This window comes from Arthrobacter sp. H-02-3 (assembly GCF_003097355.1).
Taxonomy (GTDB): Bacteria; Actinomycetota; Actinomycetes; order Actinomycetales; family Micrococcaceae; genus Arthrobacter; species Arthrobacter humicola.
The window spans coordinates 140150-159248 of sequence record NZ_PYUI01000002.1; the positions used below are offsets into that span (position 1 = coordinate 140150).

Annotated in this window: 18 protein-coding genes and 1 tRNA gene; 9 read left to right on the plus strand and 10 right to left on the minus strand. The window is 68.5% G+C overall.

What is annotated here, in order from left to right:
• Window positions 1-14 precede the first annotated feature (14 nt).
• The 5 genes from C9424_RS03050 to C9424_RS03070 form a co-directional block, all read right to left on the minus strand.
• Window positions 15-2171, minus strand: coding sequence for a heavy metal translocating P-type ATPase (locus C9424_RS03050; protein WP_116765466.1), 2157 nt, complete (start codon window positions 2169-2171; stop codon window positions 15-17).
• An 87-nt stretch (window positions 2172-2258) separates the two neighbouring features.
• Window positions 2259-3737 carry a multicopper oxidase family protein gene (locus C9424_RS03055; protein ID WP_116765467.1) on the minus strand — a complete coding sequence of 493 codons (1479 nt, stop codon included), beginning with the start codon at window positions 3735-3737 and terminating at the stop codon, window positions 2259-2261.
• Complete coding sequence (locus tag C9424_RS03060) at window positions 3737-4081, minus strand: SHOCT domain-containing protein (RefSeq protein WP_116765646.1); 345 nt, start codon at window positions 4079-4081, stop codon at window positions 3737-3739. Before C9424_RS03060 ends, C9424_RS03055 begins: the two co-directional genes overlap by 1 nt.
• Before the next feature lie 180 nt (window positions 4082-4261).
• Window positions 4262-5635 (minus strand): DNA repair protein RadA, encoded by a 1374-nt coding sequence (radA, locus tag C9424_RS03065; RefSeq protein ID WP_116765468.1) that lies wholly within the window; start codon window positions 5633-5635, stop codon window positions 4262-4264.
• A gap of 60 nt (window positions 5636-5695) precedes the next feature.
• Window positions 5696-6823: an FUSC family protein gene (locus C9424_RS03070; RefSeq protein ID WP_116765469.1), complete on the minus strand. Its 1128-nt coding sequence runs from the start codon at window positions 6821-6823 to the stop codon at window positions 5696-5698.
• A gap of 361 nt (window positions 6824-7184) precedes the next feature.
• Here C9424_RS03070 and pstS point away from each other — a divergent pair, with 361 nt between their 5' ends.
• The 4 genes from pstS to pstB all read left to right on the plus strand — a co-directional run bounded on the left by pstS (window position 7185) and on the right by pstB (window position 11373).
• Window positions 7185-8306 carry a phosphate ABC transporter substrate-binding protein PstS gene (gene pstS, locus C9424_RS03075; protein ID WP_116765470.1) on the plus strand — a complete coding sequence of 374 codons (1122 nt, stop codon included), beginning with the start codon at window positions 7185-7187 and terminating at the stop codon, window positions 8304-8306.
• A 196-nt stretch (window positions 8307-8502) separates the two neighbouring features.
• Window positions 8503-9435: a phosphate ABC transporter permease subunit PstC gene (gene pstC, locus C9424_RS03080; RefSeq protein ID WP_091250109.1), complete on the plus strand. Its 933-nt coding sequence runs from the start codon at window positions 8503-8505 to the stop codon at window positions 9433-9435.
• Window positions 9436-10545 (plus strand): phosphate ABC transporter permease PstA, encoded by a 1110-nt coding sequence (pstA, locus tag C9424_RS03085; RefSeq protein ID WP_116765471.1) that lies wholly within the window; start codon window positions 9436-9438, stop codon window positions 10543-10545. It abuts the gene before it with no gap.
• A 48-nt stretch (window positions 10546-10593) separates the two neighbouring features.
• A complete protein-coding gene (gene pstB / locus C9424_RS03090) occupies window positions 10594-11373 on the plus strand; it encodes a phosphate ABC transporter ATP-binding protein PstB (RefSeq protein WP_091250115.1) in 780 nt (259 codons plus the stop codon).
• Between the two features lie 77 nt (window positions 11374-11450).
• On the opposite strand, the gene C9424_RS03095 is transcribed toward pstB, so the two are convergent.
• From C9424_RS03095 to C9424_RS03105, 3 genes are all read right to left on the minus strand, one after another.
• A complete protein-coding gene (locus tag C9424_RS03095; protein WP_116765647.1) occupies window positions 11451-12464 on the minus strand; it encodes an inorganic phosphate transporter in 1014 nt (337 codons plus the stop codon).
• A gap of 4 nt (window positions 12465-12468) precedes the next feature.
• On the minus strand, window positions 12469-13086 hold the full coding sequence (locus C9424_RS03100; protein WP_116765472.1) for a DUF47 domain-containing protein: 618 nt from the start codon (window positions 13084-13086) through the stop codon (window positions 12469-12471).
• Between the two features lie 429 nt (window positions 13087-13515).
• Window positions 13516-14169 carry a hypothetical protein gene (locus tag C9424_RS03105; protein WP_091250121.1) on the minus strand — a complete coding sequence of 218 codons (654 nt, stop codon included), beginning with the start codon at window positions 14167-14169 and terminating at the stop codon, window positions 13516-13518.
• Between the two features lie 193 nt (window positions 14170-14362).
• Here C9424_RS03105 and C9424_RS03110 point away from each other — a divergent pair.
• From C9424_RS03110 to C9424_RS03125, 4 genes are all read left to right on the plus strand, one after another.
• A tRNA-Lys gene (locus C9424_RS03110) sits at window positions 14363-14435 on the plus strand.
• 177 nt (window positions 14436-14612) lie between these two features.
• Window positions 14613-15116, plus strand: coding sequence for a MarR family winged helix-turn-helix transcriptional regulator (locus tag C9424_RS03115; RefSeq protein ID WP_116765473.1), 504 nt, complete (start codon window positions 14613-14615; stop codon window positions 15114-15116).
• A gap of 95 nt (window positions 15117-15211) precedes the next feature.
• The gene (locus C9424_RS21850) at window positions 15212-15544 is read left to right on the plus strand and encodes a hypothetical protein (RefSeq protein WP_116765474.1); all 333 of its coding nucleotides are present in this window, start codon (window positions 15212-15214) and stop codon (window positions 15542-15544) included.
• The gene (locus C9424_RS03125) at window positions 15541-16500 is read left to right on the plus strand and encodes a serine/threonine-protein kinase (protein WP_237563264.1); all 960 of its coding nucleotides are present in this window, start codon (window positions 15541-15543) and stop codon (window positions 16498-16500) included. Before C9424_RS21850 ends, C9424_RS03125 begins: the two co-directional genes overlap by 4 nt.
• Here C9424_RS03125 and C9424_RS03130 read toward each other — a convergent pair.
• Window positions 16484-17563: a lactonase family protein gene (locus tag C9424_RS03130; protein ID WP_202615755.1), complete on the minus strand. Its 1080-nt coding sequence runs from the start codon at window positions 17561-17563 to the stop codon at window positions 16484-16486. The genes C9424_RS03125 and C9424_RS03130 overlap by 17 nt on opposite strands.
• Window positions 17564-17816: 253 nt before the next feature.
• Here C9424_RS03130 and C9424_RS03135 point away from each other — a divergent pair, with 253 nt between their 5' ends.
• The gene (locus C9424_RS03135) at window positions 17817-18647 is read left to right on the plus strand and encodes a putative protein N(5)-glutamine methyltransferase (RefSeq protein ID WP_116765475.1); all 831 of its coding nucleotides are present in this window, start codon (window positions 17817-17819) and stop codon (window positions 18645-18647) included.
• Window positions 18648-18682: 35 nt separating this feature from the next.
• On the opposite strand, the gene C9424_RS03140 is transcribed toward C9424_RS03135, so the two are convergent.
• Entirely contained in the window at window positions 18683-19075 is a 393-nt protein-coding gene (locus C9424_RS03140) for a YtxH domain-containing protein (RefSeq protein WP_116765476.1), read from the minus strand.
• Between the last annotated feature and the right edge of the window lie 24 nt (window positions 19076-19099).

The window sequence follows — 19099 nt, forward strand, 5'->3', positions numbered from 1 at the left end:
CTGGCTTCTTCCGCTCAGCCGGCCGCAGCCGGATTGAGCTTGAGCCTGCGCAGCAATTGCGCGTTCAGGGCCACCACAATTGTCGACGCCGACATCATCACGGCGCCCGCGGCGGGGGAGAGGACGATCCCCGCGAAGGCCAGAACCCCGGCCGCCAGCGGCACCGAGATGATGTTGTACCCGGTGGCCCAAACGAGGTTTTGCCACATCTTCCGGTAACTCGCCTTGGACAGGTCGAGCATCGACAGCACGGCCCGGGGGTCGTTGCCGGCCAGGACCACACCGGCGGATTCCACGGCCACATCCGTGCCGCCGCCGATCGCAATCCCCACCTCCGCCCGTGCCAGCGCGGGGGAATCGTTGACGCCGTCGCCCACCATGGCCACTCTCAGCCCCCGGCCCTGTAGTTCGGCCACCTTCTTGTCCTTGTCCGCGGGCAGGACCTCGGCAAACACTTCGTCGATGGCGAGTTCGGCGGCGACGGCCTGCGCGACCTGCCGGGCGTCGCCGGTGATCATGGCCACCTTGATGCCGCGGGCCTGGAGGGCCCGGACGGCCTGGCGGGACTCGGGCCGTACGGCATCCTCGAGGCTGACAGCGCCCAGCACGGTGCCGCCGTCCACCACGTGGAGCACAGCTGCGCCGCGCTCCAGCCAGGCCCCGGTGGCGGCGGCCAAAGCCGGGGGCTCCTGCAGACCCAGTTCCCGGAGCAGTGCCGGGCCGCCCACGTAAACGGTGCGGCCACCGATCGTGGCACGGACTCCGCGGCCGGTCAGCGAGGTGAACCCGTCCGCCGTCGGAATCTCCAACCCCCGTTCCCGGGCGGCGGCGACGATGGAACGGGCTACGGGATGTTCACTGTCGGCTTCCACGGCGGCCGCGAGGGCCAGGACTGCGTCCTGGCCGGTTGCCGTGCCGGCGCCTGCGGCGCTCACGACTCCCTTGAGCTCCGGCTCGCCCCGGGTCAGGGTTCCGGTCTTGTCGAAGAGCACGACGTCGACCGTCCGCATCCGCTCCAGCGCCATCCGGTTCTTGATCAGGACGCCCGCCCGGGCTGCCCGCTCGGTGGAGATCGCGATGACGAGCGGGATGGCAAGGCCCAGGGCGTGGGGGCAGGCGATCACGAGGACGGTCACGGTGCGGGTGACGGCGTCGGTGACGCTGCCCATCAAGGTCCAGAAGACGAAGGTGAGGAGGCCGGTTCCGGCGGCGAAGTAGAAGAGGAACGCGGCCGCCCTGTCGGCGAGGGCCTGGGCCCGGGAGGACGATGCCTGCGCCTCGGCCACCAAACGCTGGATCCCGGCGAGGGCGGTGTCCTCGCCGATGGCTGACACCCGGACCCGCACGGAGTTGTCCGTTGCGATGGTGCCGGCCACCACGGGATCCCCCGGTGCTCGCAGGACAGTTTTCGATTCGCCGGTGATCATGGATTCGTCGAATTCGGCCTGGCCGTCGCTGACCGTACCGTCGGCCGGCATCCGGCCGCCGGGGCGGACTAGGATGGTGTCTCCGGCGCGGAGCTCGGAGACGCTGACAGTCTCCGTCCCGGCGCCGGTGACGCGTTCGGCTTCGTCGGGCAGAAGAGCTGCCAGGGCATCCAGTGCGCCTTGGGCGGAGCCGAGGGCGCGCATCTCGATCCAGTGGCCCAGCAACATGATGGGGACCAGTAGCGCCAGCTCCCACCAGAAGTCTAGGTCGAAACCGCCCAGGCCCAGGCTGGTCACCCAGGAGGCGATGAAGGCAACGCTGATGGCCATCGCGATCAGCAGCATCATTCCCGGCTTGCGCGTCCTCAGCTCACTGAGGCCGCCCTTGAGGAAAGGCCGGCCGCCGTAAATGAAGATCGCCGTGCCGAACACCGGGGGAATCCAGGCCGAGCCGGGAAAGACGGGCGGCTCGTAGCCGAGGAGATCCGCGAACATGGGGCTGAAGAAGACCACCGGAACGGCCAGGGCCAGGCTCAGCCAGAACCTGTCCCTGAACATCGCGACGCTGTGCCCGGCATGCTGTCCCTGACTGTGCACCATGTGGCTGTCCCCGGCGGGGCCTGCCGTGGCGGGGGCGGCCGCATGCACCCCGTGGCCACCGTGCGGCGTCCCGTGCGGGCCGTGGCTGCGGGTGTGTGGGTCGACACTCTTGTCAACGCCGGGGCCGGTGTGCCGGTGTTCCATGATGCATGCTCCTGAAGGGTGCTCAGTCATTGATGGCTACGCCCCAACATACCCCGGGGGGGTATTTCGCGCAAGAGGTCGAGTGATTCAGCGGACCTCGATGGCGCCCATCATCCCGAGGTCCTCGTGGTCCAGGATGTGGCAGTGATACGCGGATCGTCCGGTGAAGTCCCTGAACGCAATCCGGACGGTCACGCGTCCGTTCGCGGGCACATTGACCACGTCCTGCCAGGCAGGGGAGGCGGGGGCTGCGCCATCGACCGAGATGAGCTGCATCGGCCAGACGTGCAGGTGGAACGGGTGGTCCATGGGACTGGTGTTGACCACGGTCCACTCCTCCACGGTGCCGGCCGCTACGGTGGTGTCCGTCCTGGCCTCGTCGAATTCCCGGCCGTTGATGGTGAAGGCCATCATCCCGGTGCCGCCTCCGCCCATGCTCCCTGCGCCCATGCCGGCTGCCAGCAGGAATTGCCGGTGCGCGGCGACAGGTGCCTGGCGCAGATCCGCGGGGGCAGGTTGGGGCGGCACCCCGGAGGGGCCGGGGACGGATTCGCCCGCTACCTGGAGCGTCGCCAGGGAGATGCCCTGGGAAGGGTCCCCCTGGGCCCGTCCGGCAGGACCCCGGCCCATCATGCCGGGCATGCTGCCACGGTCATAGTAAGCGGACCGGAGAACGGACTCGCCGGCCATCGTCGTCACGAGAAGGTCGGCCCGGTTCCCCGGCGCCAGGAGCACCTCCTCCACGGCTGCCGGCGACTGGAATCGCCCGGAGTCCATGCCGAGCAGCTGCATGCTCTGTCCGTCCAGCTGCAGCCGCAGGTAGCGGGCAGCGCAGGCGTTGACTAGCCGCCACCGCTCCCGTTGCCCGGGAAGGGCGCTGAGCAGAGGGTTGCTTTGGCCATTGACGAGCACCAGCCCGCCTTCCCGGCCGGCCATGCGTTCTGATGGCGGAACGTCCCGGACGTTTCCGGCGGCGTCCAGGTCCGTGTCGGACACCACCAGGACGCGGTCCATGGACACCGGAAGGGGGGCGGCGTCCTCGACGACGATCGCGCCGAAAAGGCCGCCGAAGATCTGCTCCGCGACCATGCCGTGGTGGTGGGGGTGGTACCAGTAGACGCCGGGCGGGTGGTCGGCCGGCAGCCGGTATTCGTAATCAAAGCTGCCGCCGGGGTCCACCGCGACAAACACGTTGTCCCCAGCCCCCGCCGGGGACACATGGAGCCCGTGCACGTGAAGGTTGGTGGGTTCAGCCAAGCGGTTGGTCAGCCGGATGCTGAGCACGTCACCTGCGCGCAGGCGCAGCGTGGGGCCGGGGCTGGTCCCGTTGTAGCCAAGGGCCGTGGCCTGGCGGCCGGCAAGCTGCACGGGACCCCGGGCCGCCTCCAGCTCGAGCGCGAGGCTGCCGCCAGCGCTGCGAAGTTCGGCCGGGTGCGTCAGGGCAGCCCCGGTAACCGGCGCGCTGAGGGACGTCAGCGTCCAGGCGAGCCCCGCTGCTCCGGCCGCGGTTCCGGCCACGCCAAGGCCGCCCAGGAGCAGGGCGCTGCGGCGGCTGAGCGGCTGCACTAGGACTCCTCACCCAGCACCTTCAGGCTCTCGCGGTACTCCTCTGCGGAGAGCTCGCCCCGGGCAAAGCGTTCGTCAAGGATCAGGCGGGCCTGGGACCGTCCGGGCGGCGGGGAAACAGGTCCGTTGGGAGGAGGAAAAGAACCGGGAGGGGTGACCGGCCCCGGCGGCGGATACTGCCCGGGACCATGCGGGCCCGGGCCCGGCGCCACGCCCCCGCCGTTATGGCGAACCCCGCCTGTCGCGAGCCGGATGGCCAGGATGACCAGCACCGCAATCCCGGCGAGCAGCAACACGCCCCAAAGCCACATCCAGCCGATCTGGTACCCGTAACCCCACATCATGACGCATCCCTTCGCCGCGGTCGCGCCGGCCGGGCCGGCCGGCCGCATCCCGTGCGACCGTCCCTGGCCACAATCCAATCGTGCGTCTGTGGGGGCTCCAGTGCTAGGGCCCTAAGTCGTCTTTGTGCCTGTCGCCGGAGGCTCCGGTTGCGGGCGCCACGTTCCAGGGCTGCCCGGGCTTCAGCTGATCAGCAGCCCCAGTGCCTCGGCCAGGTGGCCGACCTCCCGGACCGTGAATCCCGCGGGCACGGGGCCGTGCCCGTTGGGGCTGGACGGCACCACGGCATGGGTGAAGCCGAGCCGGTGTGCTTCCTGGATGCGCTGGTTGATGCCGGGGACTGGACGGACTTCGCCTGCCAGGCCTACCTCGCCGAAGGCGATCAGGCGCTGGGGGAGGGGCTTCTTGGCCTTCGCGGAAGCCACGGCCAAGGCCACGGCCAGGTCCGTGGCGGGCTCGCTGAGCTTGACTCCGCCGACCGTTGCCACATAGGAGTCATCCTTGTTCAGCAGGCAGCCCGCGCGCTGCTGCAGGACGGCGAGCAGCATCGCGACGCGCGAGCTGTCCAGCCCGCTGGTGGCGCGGCGGGGCTGCGAGCTGGCGCTCTCGGCGAGCAGCGCCTGGACTTCGGCGAGCAGCGGCCGGCGGCCCTCGAGCGTCACCGTGATACAGGTTCCGGACACCGGGTCCTTCGTCCGCGAGACGAACAGGCCGCTGGGATCGGCGAGGCCCTCGATGCCGTCCTCGTTCAAGTCGAAGCAGCCGACGTCGTCGGTAGGTCCGTAGCGGTTCTTGACGGCGCGCAGCAGGCGCAGCCGCGAGTGCCGTTCGCCCTCGAACTGGCAGACCACATCCACGAGGTGTTCCAGCAGGCGGGGCCCGGCAATGGAGCCGTCCTTGGTCACGTGTCCTACCAGCAGCGTGGTCATGTTCCGGCGCTTGGCCGCGGCGATCAGGGAGGCAGCAACCTCGCGCACCTGGGACACCCCGCCGGCGCTTCCCTCGACGTCGGCGCTGCTCAGGGTCTGCACCGAATCCACCACGAGCAGTCGCGGTTCGAGTTTTTCCACCTGCCCCAGAGCCTGCCCGAGGTCCGTTTCGGCCGACAAATACAAGGATTCGGCGACGGCGTCGATCCGGTCCGCGCGGAGCTTGACCTGGGCGGCGGATTCCTCGCCGGTGATGTACAGGACGTCCTGCGCGGTGCGGGCGAACTTCGCGGCAACGTCCAGCAGGAGGGTGGACTTGCCCACCCCGGGTTCGCCCGCGAGCAGGATCACGGCGCCGGGCACCAGCCCGCCGCCGAGCACGCGGTCGAGTTCGTCCACGCCGGTGGGCAGGAAGGCCGCCGTGGTGGCGTCGACGTCGGCGATCCGGCGGGCAGGTTCAAGGACCGTGGTGGCCGCCGTCGTCCGGGCGACGGCGGTGCCGGTCTCCTCGACGCTGCCCCACGCCTGGCATTCGCCGCAGCGGCCCACCCACTTGACGGTCGTCCAGCCGCATTCGGCGCATTTGTAGCCCGGTGCCTTCGGCCCCCGGGAAGTCTTTGTAGCCATTGGTCCACACTATCCGGGGGCAGCGACAACGAACGGCGCGGCCGGGGTGAGGGGCCGTGCTTAGAGCGGGGGAAGGATGTCCCGGGCTTCCCCGGAATCCACGCCGGCGGCCTCAAGTAGATCCACCATGAGCGGCCGGAACAGCATGACCACCGTTTCGCCCTCGAGCCGGTGAACGTCCAGGATCCGGGGATGCAGGCGCCCGGCGATCTGCCGCAGCTCGGAGCGGGCCGTGCGCAGGTGGGCGCGGCGGGTGCCGTCGTGCACCTCGGCCAGGCCCAGCGACAGTTCGTCGACGGCGGCGGCCGTCTCCTGCAGGACCTCGGCGATGTTCTGGGTGGCCTCGTCCGAGAGCGCCGCATGGTTGATGGCGCTGGTCAGCCGGCGGGCAAAGACCCGGCTGTTGCGAAGCGCGAGATCTATATAGTCGAGCGACTGATCCATCTGGTCCAGCTCGTCCCGGTGCCGCCGGTAGGCGGGTGCCAGGGTGGCCACCTCGCCGGAAGCGCGCAGCGACTGCCGCATGGCGTCGATGAGTGGCTGGCAGTTCCGCCCGCGGATGAGCGCATGCCAGGCCTGGGTGGCGTCGCTGTAGCTCAGCGCCGAGGCGCATTCCCGCAGCACCTCGGCGAGCTCGTGCAGGAGCTTCTTGACGTCATTGCGGGGTTCACGCCGGGGGTCCTTGGGCACGAGGATGGTCACGAGCAGCGCGAACACTCCGCCCACCACGGCATCGATGCTCCGGGTGAACGGGCCCCCGGCCGGCGCGGGCAGGAGCACCACGAGTACTGACTGCAGACCCAGCTGGGTGGTGAAGATGGTCCCGCTGTCCAGGAACCGGGCCAGCAGGATGGAAAACAGGAGAACGACGGCGGCCTGCCAGATCCCGGAGCCCAGCCAGTGCAGCAGCAAGTCCCCGACCACGATCCCGAGGGTGCAGCCCAGACCCACCTCGATGACGCGGCGAAGCCTGGGGTCGCGGGAGAAACCGAGGGCAATCAGGGATGAGGTGGCAGCGAACAACGGCCCGCTATGCCCCAGGACGTATTCGGCGAACGCGTAGGCGCCCACGGCGCACGCGGTCATCTGGATGGCCGGCATGAGGGAGTTCCGGCTCCGGACAAAGCCGGTGCGGACCCGGCCGCGCAGGAATCGTGCGCTTGCAGAGAGTCCAGTCGCGGAGGCCATGCCCTCCAGTCTATTTGCTGCCCCGCGCCGGCCGTTCACGGCCTTGTCGCGGCCCGGTCACAGCCTTGTCACGGGCCGGGACGGCACAATCGCGGACGCAACGGGCAGGCGCGGCAGTCCGGCACGGCGGGTCTGTCCCAAGGGTCCTTCTTGGGGTTTCACCGATACGACCGTGACGCACAGAACACAATGGAGACCCGGCAGATGTAAACCAATAGTCCGGCGTCGTTAACCAGCCGTTCACCTTGGACCGCAATTCTCTTCATCTGGGCGACCTACCTTCGGTAAAGGTACAAACCGTACGCATCCTTGCGGGCCTTCTCCGGCCCGGCACGCAAAGCCCTGGAAGGGGTACATCTAAGTGAAGGCACTCCGCTTCGGCCGCAACGCGGCTATCGCTGTCATCGCCGTTGGCGCGCTCGCGCTGACCGCTTGCGGTTCGGACAACGCAACCAACGCGGCTACGTCCGCCGCGCCGTCCGCCTCGGGTCCCGCTGTCACCGGCACCCTGACCGGCGTCGGCTCCACCGCCCAGGGCGCGGCCATGGATGTCTGGAAGACCAACTTCGCCTCCGCGAACCCGGGTGCCACCGTGCAGTACTCCCCGGACGGTTCCGGCGCCGGACGCAAGGCGATCCTCGACGGCTCGGCCCAGTTCGCCGGCTCCGATGCTTACCTCAAAGACGACGAGCTCGCCAGCTCCAAGGCCAAGTGCGGCCCCGATGGAGCTCTCGACATCCCGGTCTACATTTCCCCGATCGCCGTGGCGTTCAACGTGCCGGGCATTACGGACCTGAAGCTCGACGCCGCCACCATTGCCAAGATCTTCCGCGGCCAGGTGGCCAACTGGAACGACCCCGCCATTGCGGCCCTGAACCCGGGCGTCCAGCTGCCGGACCTCAAGGTCACCCCGGTGAACCGCTCGGATGACTCGGGCACCACCACGAACTTCACCGACTACCTGGCCGCCGTCGCCCCCGACGTCTGGACCGACAAGGCCGCCGGCGTCTGGCCCGCGAGCCTGAAGGGCGAGAACGCCAAGGGCACCTCCGGCGTCGTCAAGACCGTCACCGACACCCCGGGCGCCGTGACCTACGCCGACGACTCCGCAGTCAGCGGCAAGCTCGGCACCGCGCAGGTCAAGGTCGGCGACTCCTTCACGAAGATCTCCCCCGAGGCTGCTTCCAAGGCAGTCGACCAGGGCAAGCCGGTCGAGGGCCGCAACGCCAACGACCTCGCCATCAAGCTGGACCGCACCACCACGGTTGCGGGCGCCTACCCGATCGTCCTGGTGTCCTACCACATCGTCTGCACCACCTATGACACGAAGGCCACCGCCGACCTCGTCAAGGCGTTTGTGAACTACGCAGCGTCCGACGCCGGCCAGAAGGCCGCTGCCGATTCCGCCAAGTCGGCACCGCTCTCCGCGGCCCTCCAGGGCAAGGTCAAGACGGCCCTCGAGGCAGTCAAGGGCAAGGCCTAGGGAAACGTTGCGCTCAAAGGCATAGTGGAAACACCAGCCTGACGAAGGTTCCCTGTTCCGAAACGGCCGCCACCGGCGGCCGCGACGGGGCAGGGAACCGACGCATTTGTTCGAAGAACCAGGATTTGCCGGACCCCGGCCGCGGAAGCGTCCGCAGCCGTAGCCCGGATTCCCACCCAAACCGAAGGACCATGAAGTGACCACCACCTCCCTGACCAAGTCCCGGGGCGCAGGCCACACCGGTGACAAAGTCTTTTCCGCCGCCACCTTGGCGGCAGGGTGTCTGATCCTCGCCGTGCTCTTCGGCGTGGCACTGTTCCTGGTCGTCCAGGCGATCCCGGCCCTCGTGGCTCCGGCCGACCAGATCCAGGGCGGTGAAGGATTCTTCACCTATATCTGGCCGCTCGTCATCGGCACCCTCATCGCCGCCGTGATCGCCCTGGTGATTGCCACCCCGCTCGCCATCGGTGTGGCGCTCTTCATCTCGCACTTCGCCCCGCGGAACCTCGCCTCCGGCCTCGGCTACGTGGTCGACCTGCTCGCCGCCATCCCCTCCGTGGTCTATGGCGCCTGGGGTGTTGCGTTCCTCGCCAAGGAAATCTCCCCGTCCTACGACTGGCTGGCCAAGAACATGGGCTGGCTGCCGATCTTCCAGGGCCCGGCCTCGGCCACCGGCAAGACCATCCTCACCGCTGGAATCGTCCTCGCCGTCATGGTCCTGCCGATCATCACCTCCCTGACCCGCGAGATCTTCCTGCAGACCCCCAAGCTGCATGAAGAGGCCGCGCTGGCACTCGGCGCCACCCGCTGGGAGATGATCCGGATGACCGTGCTGCCCTTCGGCCGGCCCGGAATCATCAGCGCCGTGATGCTGGGACTGGGCCGGGCACTAGGAGAGACCATGGCCGTCGCGCTGGTCCTTTCCTCCGGCGCCCTCACCGCCAGCCTGATCCAGACCGGAAACCAGACCATCGCCGCCGAAATCGCCCTGAACTTCCCCGAGGCCAGCGGTCTCAAGGTCAACACGCTGATCGCCGCCGGCCTGGTGCTGTTCGTCATCACCCTCGGCGTGAATGTGATCGCCCGCGGCATCATTAGCCGGCACAAAGAATTCTCGGGAGCCAACTAAATGACCTCCACCCTGACCCCGGTCCGGAAGCGCTCGGCCCTCACCAAAGGCCAGCTGCCCAAGACCGCACCGTATATCGTCCTGGCCGTTGCCTTAATCCTCGGCGCCGCTATCCTGGCGCTGATCGGATTCAACGCCTTCGGCTGGGGACTCGTCTCCGCCATCCTCTTCGCCGCCGGCCTGGTGGGCTGGAGCCTCGTTGTGGAAGGCTCGCGCAAGGCCAAGGACAAGCTGGCGACCTGCCTCGTCGTGGGTTCCTTCCTGATTGCCCTGCTGCCCCTGGTGTCGGTGATCTGGACCGTGCTGGTGAACGGGCTCCCCGGGCTCCTGGATCCCGGCTTCCTCACCACCTCCATGAACGGCGTTACCGGCGCCTTCGACAACAAGACCGTGGAACAAGGCGCCCCGTTGCTGGGCGGCATCTACCACGCGATCGTGGGCACTTTGCTGATCACGGTGCTCGCGACCCTCATCTCGGTCCCTGTGGGACTGCTGACCGCGATTTATCTCGTGGAATACGGGCAGGACCGCGCTCTGGCCCGTGCCATCACCTTCTTCGTGGACGTCATGACCGGCATCCCCTCGATTGTGGCCGGCCTGTTCGCCGCGGCCGCCTTCTTCGCCGTGGTCGGCCCGGGCACCAAGACCGGTGCCGTCGCCGCCGTCGCACTCTCCGTGCTGATGATCCCGGTGGTGGTCCGCTCCAGCGAGGAAATGCTGAAGATTGTCCCCAACGAGCTCCGCGAGGCAGCCTATGCCCTTGGCGTCCGCAAATGGCGGACCATCCTCAAGGTGGTCCTTCCGACGGCGATCTCCGGCATCGCATCCGGCATCACCCTCGCGATCGCCCGCGTAATCGGCGAAACCGCACCGATCCTGGTCACCGCCGGCTTCGCAACCACCATCAACACCAACGTGTTCAGCGGCTGGATGGCCTCGCTGCCCACCTTCATCTACACCCAGATCCTGAACCCCACCTCACCGTCCAACCCGGACCCGTCCTCCGAGCGGGCCTGGGGCGCGGCCTTGGTGCTCATCATCCTGGTGATGCTGCTCAATCTGGGCGCCCGCCTGGTTGCAAGCCTCTTCGCCCCAAAGACCGGCCGCTAGGCCAGCGCCGCGCCCGCCGTCAATACCTCCAGCAAGTGAAGGAACACCATGTCTAAGCGCATCGACGTCAAGGACCTGAACGTCTACTACGGCAAATTCCTGGCCGTCGAAGACGTCAACATCAACATCGACGCCAAGTCGGTCACGGCCTTCATCGGCCCCTCGGGCTGCGGCAAGTCCACCTTCCTGCGCACCCTGAACCGCATGCACGAGGTCATTCCCGGCGCGCGGGTTGAAGGTGAGGTGCTGCTGGACGGCGACAACCTTTACGGCCCCGGCGTTGACCCGGTCACGGTCCGCTCCCAGATCGGCATGGTGTTCCAGCGCCCCAACCCGTTCCCCACCATGTCCATCCGGGACAATGTGCTGGCCGGCGTGAAGCTGAACAACAAGAAGATCTCCAAGGGCGAGGCTGATGTCCTGGTGGAGCGTTCCCTGCAGGGCGCGAATCTGTGGAACGAGGTCAAGGACCGCCTGTCCAAGCCGGGCTCGGGCCTGTCCGGCGGCCAGCAGCAGCGCCTGTGCATTGCCCGTGCCATCGCCGTGGAGCCCCAGGTGATCCTCATGGACGAGCCCTGCTCGGCCCTGGACCCGATCTCGACGCTCGCCATTGAGGACCTCATCAACGAGCTCAAGGACCAGTACACGGTGGTCATCGTGACGCACAACATGCAGCAGGCGGCCCGCGTGTCCGACAAGACGGCTTTCTTCAACATTGCCGGTACCGGCAAGCCGGGCAAGCTGATCGAGTTCGGCGACACCCCGACCATCTTCAGCAACCCCACCGAGAAGGCCACCGAGGACTACGTCTCCGGCCGCTTCGGATAGACCAACCCGCTCGTCGATTGCTCCGCAGGTGCCGTTTTGTGCCCTCAAAAGGGCACCTGCGGAGCAATCGAGGAGTCCTACAGCCCTGCCAGCGGCGAGAGCGCCAGCTGAAGGACGAACGCGGCGGCGGCGGTGGCAACCGGGGTCAGGGCCCAGAGCGCCAGGATGCGGATCACCAGCTTGCGGTTGGTGCCCGGGAAGCTCTGGTTGGCGCCGGCGCCAAGGGCTGCCGACGTCACGGTGTGCGTTGTGGAGACGGGCCAATGCAACCCGATCGCGCCCACGAGCAGCATCACCGAGCTGTACATTTGCGAGACAAATCCGCGCAGGGGGTCGATCCGGGTCAGCCGGTAGCCGATCGTGTAGGAAATCCGCCAGCCTCCGGCCAGCGTTCCGGCCGACAGCAGGACGGCGGTCAGCACGGCCACCCACACCGGCACGGAACCGCCGTCGGAGAGCCCGGCCGCTACCAGCGCGAGGATCACCACAGCGCTGGTGCGCTGGCCGTCCTGCAGCCCGTGGCCGAAGGCAACGGCGCCCGCGGCGATGGCCTGGGCGCGCCGCGACCGGGAGTTGACCACGTTGGGCGGCGTGTAACGGGCGGCCCAGCTGGCGGGCCAGACCAGCAGGTACGCCCCGATATAAGCGATCACCGGTGAGAGCAGCAGAGGGAGCGCCACCTGGTACACGAGGGAAGCGTCAACACCGGTGACGGGATGACCGCCGACGGCGACGCTCCCGACCCCTGCCCCGGCGAGACCGCCGACCAGGGCGTGCGTGGAGGAAGTCGGAATCCCGCGCCACCACATGTAGATGCCCCAAAGAATGGCGCTGAGCAGCCCGGCCAGCAGGATCGTAAGGCCGTTCGTGCCTGGCGGAAGCGACACCCACGCCTGGCTGACAGCCAGCGCCAGGGCGGCGCTCAGCCCGGCGCCGATGAAGTTGAACAGGGCGGCCAGCAGGACCGCCACGGTGGGGGTCAGCGCCCGTGTCCGCACGGCCAGGGCCACCGACGAGGACGCGTCCCTGAAGCCGTTGAGGAACGCGAACGCCCCGGCGCAGATCAGCACCAGGGCAAAGAAGAAGATCATCACCTCAGGATTCCTTGACGATGATGCTGCCTACTTGGGTGGCGATCCGGCGCATGTCCTTCGTGACTTCCACGAGCTGGTTCGCGATGTCGCGGTTGCGCGCGTACTGCGTCGACTTCATCTCGCGGAGCATGTCCGCAACCCAGACCCTGTGCGTGCGTTCCGCACGTTTGGCCAGGCGCAGGATCTCGATCCAGTAGTCCTCAAGGTCGTCCAGGTTGTTCAGCTTCCGCATGGCGTCGACGGTGAGCTCGGCCTGCCGGCTGATGATTTCCAGCTGGTCCGCAGCGCGTTTGGGCAGCCGTTCCAGCTTGTAGAGGGAGACGAGCTCGGCGGCGGCATCGAGCTTCTCGATCGCTTCGTTGAGATACCGGGACAGCGCGTACATGTCCTCGCGGGGCAGCGGGTTCACGAAACTGGTCCGCATGTGGGTCAGGAGCGCAAAGTGCAGCTCCGCCGATTTAGCTTCATGGTTGTGCATGTCCTCCACCAGCCGGGCATGCTCACTGGCCGGGACGCCGAGGATCTCCGACAGGGTTCCGGTTGCCAGCACGATCTGGCGCGCCATTTGGGAGAGCAGGTTCAGCCCGGCGGATTCCTGCGGGAACAGGCGCAGCTTCACGTGGTGTCACCGGTCTTCCGGGGAGAGGTTCGCGGGTGGACTCGGCCGGCCGTGTGACTTGACGGAGACCAGCGCATACGCATTACTTTACCGTCCGCCCCGGCCCGGACCGTCCGGACGCGGCGTATGTCGGCGCAGGCAACGCCGCAGTTTGAACCGCAGGCAAAACAGCAGTCAAAGCCGTAGGGAAAGTCACCGTCAAAAGGGCATAAAAATGGTGCCGAACCGGATACGCCTCTCGGCGGTAGGCCGCTCTAGGCGGCTAAATGTTGAAGCCCGGGGGTTTCGCGGTTCGGCACCGCTTTTAGTTTTCTACGTAGGTTCAATCAAGTCAACATTGACAGCCTGCCCCCGCCGTGCGTGCCCGTCGCGGCGCCGGAACTCTGTCCGCAGGCGCACCGCAGCCAGGCAGGCCCGGCTGGCCGCCCTCTAGTCCAGTTCGCCGAGCCGCCACGCGTTGGCGGCGTGTTCGAGGTCCTCCGCCGTCTTGACCAGGAGGTGGGAGTTGCGGGTGAGCTTGCTGGCATGGTTCTCGTTGCTGTGCTCGGCGCCGTCGGCCAGGGTTGCCTGGCCCAGAGCCACAACGCGGCAGAACGCGGCAGAGCGTTCCAGCGCGACGTCGAAGTCGCCGTCGAAGGCTCCGGAGAGGATGGCGTCCGCCATGGATTTCATCTCGTCCGCTCCCGGCGGCTCGGCAGCGCCGGCCACCACATGGGACACCTGGGCCGTGTCCTTTCCCGCCTTGAAGTACACGGAAATCCGCTCCGGATCCTGGATCGTGGCGGCCCGCAGGGCATACAGGCGCCACAGGGCACCGGGGAGTGAGCGTGCGGGGCTCTCGGCCCACATTTCGGCGATCGCTTCCAGGCCCTGCTCGTCGGCGAGCTTCACGAGCCGCTTGGTGACCTTGGGGTCATCGCTGTCGCGGCCGCGGCGCACGAGCGCCTGGGCGGCCAGATGGGCCGCCTCCGAAACGCGGGCGGGATCAGCCCCGCCGGCGAACGGTTCAAAATCGATCGGCGCGAAAGGTTTCGGCTTGTGGTGCCGCGGGCCGGGGGCGCTGGATCCTGCTTGCTCGCTCATGCCACCACGCTACTCCAGTGCCGCCGGGTAATCGAGGATCGGCCGGCGGTCCCCCCGGTGACGGCCGATGCCGGTCCCGCCACGGTGAAAAGCCGGCCCGGGTCTGGGGTACAGTATTAATCGTTCAGAAATGGACTGGGCTGAAACGCGCCGCAGCTACGGATTTGTCCGCTGGCTTGGGCGCTTTTGGCTGGGGCCTTTAGCTCAGTTGGTAGAGCATCGGACTTTTAATCCGTGGGTCGTGGGTTCGATCCCCACAGGGCCCACTCTTTCTCGTGAAGAGTGGAAAATCCCCGGTTTCCTGGCAACAGGAGGCCGGGGATTTTTGCGTGCGCGGCCCCGGACGCACCCGCCAGGGCAGGAAGGGCTTCGGGGCCCGGCACCTCAACGAGGCATCCTGGATTGTACGGCAGGCTAGTTACCAGTTCCGCTAGGATTGCCGGATGGACTCCCACGGCACGCCGGCCTCCGGATATTGGTACGGCCCCGATGACAGGCTGGATCCCCCCGCGGCCATCCTGCAGGCCCTCCGCGACTACAGGGCCTCGGAGGTGGCGACCCGGCGGTCCACCCGCGACTCGATGGGCATGGGCGAGACCGACCTCCTGGCCCTGCGCTACCTGCTGCGGGCCAAGTCCGCCGGCGAGCGGGCGGGCCCCAAGGATCTCAGCCGCGTCCTGGGGATCACCACCGCGTCCACCACCTCACTGATCGACCGGCTGGTTGCCAGTGGACATGTGCGGCGCGAGCCGCACCCCACGGACCGGCGCTCGCTCGTGATTGTGCCGACGGTCGCGACAGACTCCGAGGTCCGCGCCACCCTTGGGCAGATGCACCGCCGGATGATGGAAGTTGCCGAGTCCATGAGCGCTGAAGAGGCTCGGGTTGTCATCACGTTCCTGCGGCGGATGAGCTCGGCCATTAGTGAGGAGCGGCACCAGCCCTAGCCCCCTGGCGAAAACTAGTACGCCAAACTAGTTAGCCGGACTAGTTATATGTATGCTTACTACTTGTTCCTCACCATCGAATGAGAGTAGGCGTCGTGACTGAATCCGCAACTCCCAACGGGGGAGCCGGCGACGGTTCCCTGTCCGCCGGGCACGTGGCCCTGGCCGACGCGGATATGGCGCTGCCCGAGATGAGGTTGGCGCACACGGTTCGGCCCTGGGTGGCGGACAGCCAGGCCCCCCGGCACTGCGGAACTCCCATGGAATGGCGGTCCCCGGAACCGGGTGCGATGGCCTCCTACTCGTTCGAGCCCGCCGGCCACTCCGCGGCCCTGCCCGCCCTGTGGCGCTGCCGCTGCGGCTTCCAGCTGGACGGCGTCGACCAGCGTGGCGCGTCGCTTGCCGCGGCCTACTGGCACAGCCGGTGACCGCTCCGGCGGCGGCCCGCCCGGTGCTCGCGGGCAGCGTCCTTCCGGCACGCCGGCCCACGGGCGAGCCGGGATCCTTCCTGATCCACGAACTCCTGGGCAGGGGGGCCACCGCCACCGTTTTCCGCGGAACTGATCTCGCGAACCAGCGCCCCGTGGCCGTCAAGGTGGCCGAGGGACCCGACGGCCGGCACGCGCGCAGGATCCATGAAGAAGCCCGCATCCTGTCCGGGCTGGATCATCCGGCCGTGGTCGCGTTCGCAGGTGAGGGCCGCGTTCCGGACGGAAGCCCGTGGGCCGGCCGCCCCTTCCTGGTGGAGGAATTCGCCTTTGGCGGCAATCTGGCGGAACGGATCCACGCAGGCCCGGGGGACCCCGGGGAAGTCGCCGGCTGGGCCGCGGCGGCCCTGTCCGGGCTCGGCCACGTGCATGCGCTCGGACTCGTCCACCAGGACATCAAGCCCGCCAACATTCTGCTGAGTTCCCTGCGCAGGTCCCCGGTGCGGATTGCGGACTTCGGCATTGCGGCCCCCGCGGGGACCGTGCTCGAGCCGGGAATGTCGTCCGGCACCGTGCACTACATGAGCCCGCAGCAGGCCAACGGGGGCCCGGCTGATCCGGCGACGGACGTCTATGCCCTGGGCCTGGTTCTCTTAGAGTGCCTGACGGCGGCCAGGGCATTTCCCGGGACGCATGTGGAGTCGCTGGTGGCGCGCACCTTGAGAGGGCCCGCAATTCCGCAGGGACTGGGGCCGCGCTGGGTGTCGCTCCTGGCGGCCATGACGGCCATGGAGGCCGCTGACCGGCCCTCGGCCGAAGAGGCTTCCGCGGCGGCCGCCGCCATGGTGCAGCGGCCTGTACCGCCGCTGCGGGACTACGCCGCCGGGCTGTTCGCCGGCGGGTGGAGGGCGGCTCCTCCCGCTTCCAGACGCCGGCCGCTCACTCCCGTGGCGTGAGCCGGGCCCGGGCCGGCACCAGCGCGGTGGGTGACGCCACTCGCAGCCGGCCCGAGGGGGAGCCCGGCAGCCCGGTTTCCGGGTCCAAGGGGTAGGTCACGACGTCGCCGGACCGTTCGTGGGCCACGTGCAGCCATCCGTCGCGGACCAGGTGATGGCGGGGCCAGTCCCCGCCGCTGGGCACATCGGCCACCGGCCGCAGCGCCGCGCCGCCGGCCTCAACCTCCAGCGCACTGATCCGGTTCGAGCCGCGCACGCCCACGTAGGCGTGCCCGGCGTCGGGCGCCAGCGCGATCTCGGCCGCGGAATCTCCCGGCAGCGCCCCGCCGGCCGTGGCCGGTCCAACGAAGCCGAGCCGGAAGTCCCCCGAGCCCGGCGACATTGCCGCCACGGCCACCTCAATTGAATACTCGGTCACCACAAAGACATGCCCGCCCGGGTGCTGAACCAGGTGCCTGGGACCGCTGCCCTGCGGCAGGACCACCTCGTGGTCCAGAACCAGCCCGGGCACCGGCCCGGGGCGGACGTTCCAGATCCGCAGAAGGTCGTGACCGAGGTCCGTGGTCATCACCCGGCCGTCCGCAAGCATGAGCGCGGCATGGGCACGGCTGGGCCGCTGTGCGCCCCCGGAAGCGTCTCGATAGGGATCTCGGGACCCCGCGGCGGCGGCCCGGTCCATGATCCCGCCGTCGGCGTCGAGCTCGTAATACAGCACCTGGCCGTCGCCCCAGCAGCAGACCACCAGGAATCGGCCGGAGGGCTCGACGGCGACATGGCAGGCCGCGTCGCCGGCCGGCCACGCAGGGCCGGCCGGCTCCAGGCCAAACGCGCCGGCCCTGCGGTAGGCCCTGACCGTCCGAGCGTGCTCGGCAACGGCGTAGACCACAGGAAGTAAGGGGTGGGCGGCCAGGAAGGACGGAGAGTCAGCCGCCGCCGCAACACCCAGCCAGCGCAGGGTGCCGTCCTCCGCCGCGGCCACTGCGCCGATCCCCGTGCCGGTGCCGCCGGAGTCTGCCGTGTAAGAGCCGGTCCAGATGAGGTCGTGTGCCGGGAAGGAGTCCATGGTGACATCCTGCCAGCCCGGACCGGGAAGCCGCGGTCAACCGCCGTCACAAACCCTGGACCCAATGCCGCCGGATTAATCACCGCGCGAAGGTCTGTCCTTGGGTAGCATGGGGGAGTTCGAGCAACTGCAGCAAAAGGAGGTGGGTCCCGTTTACACAAGTTCAGACAGGGTGCCCTCCTGGCGCTGCCGGCCTGCCGGCCGCGGCTAGCTCACGGTGAGGGCGTCTGAGATCAGACCGAAGGGCGCTCCCATGCCAGTAATCCGCCACCATTCCCCGCACGGCACCCTCACAGCCAGGCTCCGGGCCGCCGGCTGTGTTTTCGCCGAGGACGAAGCCCGACTGCTCCTCGACGCAGCTCCGACGCCTGAAGCACTCGAAGCGATGGCACGCCGGAGGATAGCCGGCCTGCCGCTGGAACACATTCTTGGCTGGGCCGAATTCTGCGGACGCCGCATCGCCGTCGGCCCCGGGGTGTTCGTCCCGCGGCGCCGGACGGAATTCCTCGTCCGGGAGGCTGCCGCGCTCTTGACCGAGTGGCGTCTGGAACCGCACGGGGCCGCCCGCCCGGCACCCGTTGTGATCGATCTCTGCTGCGGTTCCGGCGCCGTCGGGGCCGCGCTTTCGGCGCTCGGCGGCCCACTCGAACTCCACAGCGCCGACATCGACCCCGCAGCCGTGGCGTGTGCACGCACCAACGTCGGGCCGCTGGGCGGGGAGGTCTACGAGGGTGATCTCTATGCTCCGCTCCCGGCAGGACTCCGTGGCCGCGTCCGGGTGTTGGCGGTCAACGCCCCCTACGTGCCATCAGCGGAGATTGAAACCATGCCCCAGGAAGCGCGCCTGCATGAACCGCGGACCTGCCTGGACGGCGGTGCCGACGGGCTTCACGTGCAGCGCAGGGTGGCCGCCGGGGCGCTGCAATGGCTGGCGCCTGGCGGCCACGTGCTCATCGAGACCAGCCGCCGGCAGGCCGCGCAGACGGCGGGGATCTTTCGCCGCCACGGCCTGACGGCCCGGGTGCTGGTCTCTGAGGAGCTCGGCGCTACCGTGGTGGCCGGTACCCTGGCGCCTCCCGGTTGAGGGCGGTGCCCTCAACCGGGAGGCGCTGCAGCTGCCTAGGGCAGTTTGTCCGCCTCGACGCTGGTGGCGGGACCGGCAGGGGTGGCGCCGCCTTCATCAGACCAGTCCTGTCCGTCCTGGTCAGTGAGCGCCGGGTCGGATTGGACATCGGCGGCCACCGGCGCTGACATTTCCGGGCCCGCGTCGCGGTGGACGGCTGAGCCAATGACCGTCCCTGCGCGGCGGGCGGCCTCGGTGAGCTGTCCGGAGACCTCGGGGGCCTTATCCTTGACCGTCTCGGCTGCCGCCGTGAGCTTGTCCTGGACCGGTTTGCTGTGCCAGAGGTCGGTGGTCCGGGACTTGAGCTTTTCGTAGGCTTCGCGGCCGGACCGCGAGCCCAGGACATAGCCTGCGGCCAGTCCGGCGCCGAAAAGAAGTTTGCCCTTCATGCTGTACTCCTGTTCGTTAGGGAC

Coding starts and splice junctions, on each gene's coding strand:
- C9424_RS03050 (WP_116765466.1), bottom strand. CDS start 2,171: ATGGAACACCGGCACACCGGCCCCGGCGTTGACAAGAGTGTCGACCCA.
- C9424_RS03060 (WP_116765646.1), bottom strand. CDS start 4,081: ATGATGTGGGGTTACGGGTACCAGATCGGCTGGATGTGGCTTTGGGGC.
- radA (WP_116765468.1), bottom strand. CDS start 5,635: ATGGCTACAAAGACTTCCCGGGGGCCGAAGGCACCGGGCTACAAATGC.
- C9424_RS03070 (WP_116765469.1), bottom strand. CDS start 6,823: ATGGCCTCCGCGACTGGACTCTCTGCAAGCGCACGATTCCTGCGCGGC.
- pstA (WP_116765471.1), top strand. CDS start 9,436: ATGACCTCCACCCTGACCCCGGTCCGGAAGCGCTCGGCCCTCACCAAA.
- pstB (WP_091250115.1), top strand. CDS start 10,594: ATGTCTAAGCGCATCGACGTCAAGGACCTGAACGTCTACTACGGCAAA.
- C9424_RS03095 (WP_116765647.1), bottom strand. CDS start 12,464: ATGATCTTCTTCTTTGCCCTGGTGCTGATCTGCGCCGGGGCGTTCGCG.
- C9424_RS03105 (WP_091250121.1), bottom strand. CDS start 14,169: ATGAGCGAGCAAGCAGGATCCAGCGCCCCCGGCCCGCGGCACCACAAG.
- C9424_RS03115 (WP_116765473.1), top strand. CDS start 14,613: ATGGACTCCCACGGCACGCCGGCCTCCGGATATTGGTACGGCCCCGAT.
- C9424_RS03130 (WP_202615755.1), bottom strand. CDS start 17,563: ATGGACTCCTTCCCGGCACACGACCTCATCTGGACCGGCTCTTACACG.
- C9424_RS03135 (WP_116765475.1), top strand. CDS start 17,817: ATGCCAGTAATCCGCCACCATTCCCCGCACGGCACCCTCACAGCCAGG.
- C9424_RS03140 (WP_116765476.1), bottom strand. CDS start 19,075: ATGAAGGGCAAACTTCTTTTCGGCGCCGGACTGGCCGCAGGCTATGTC.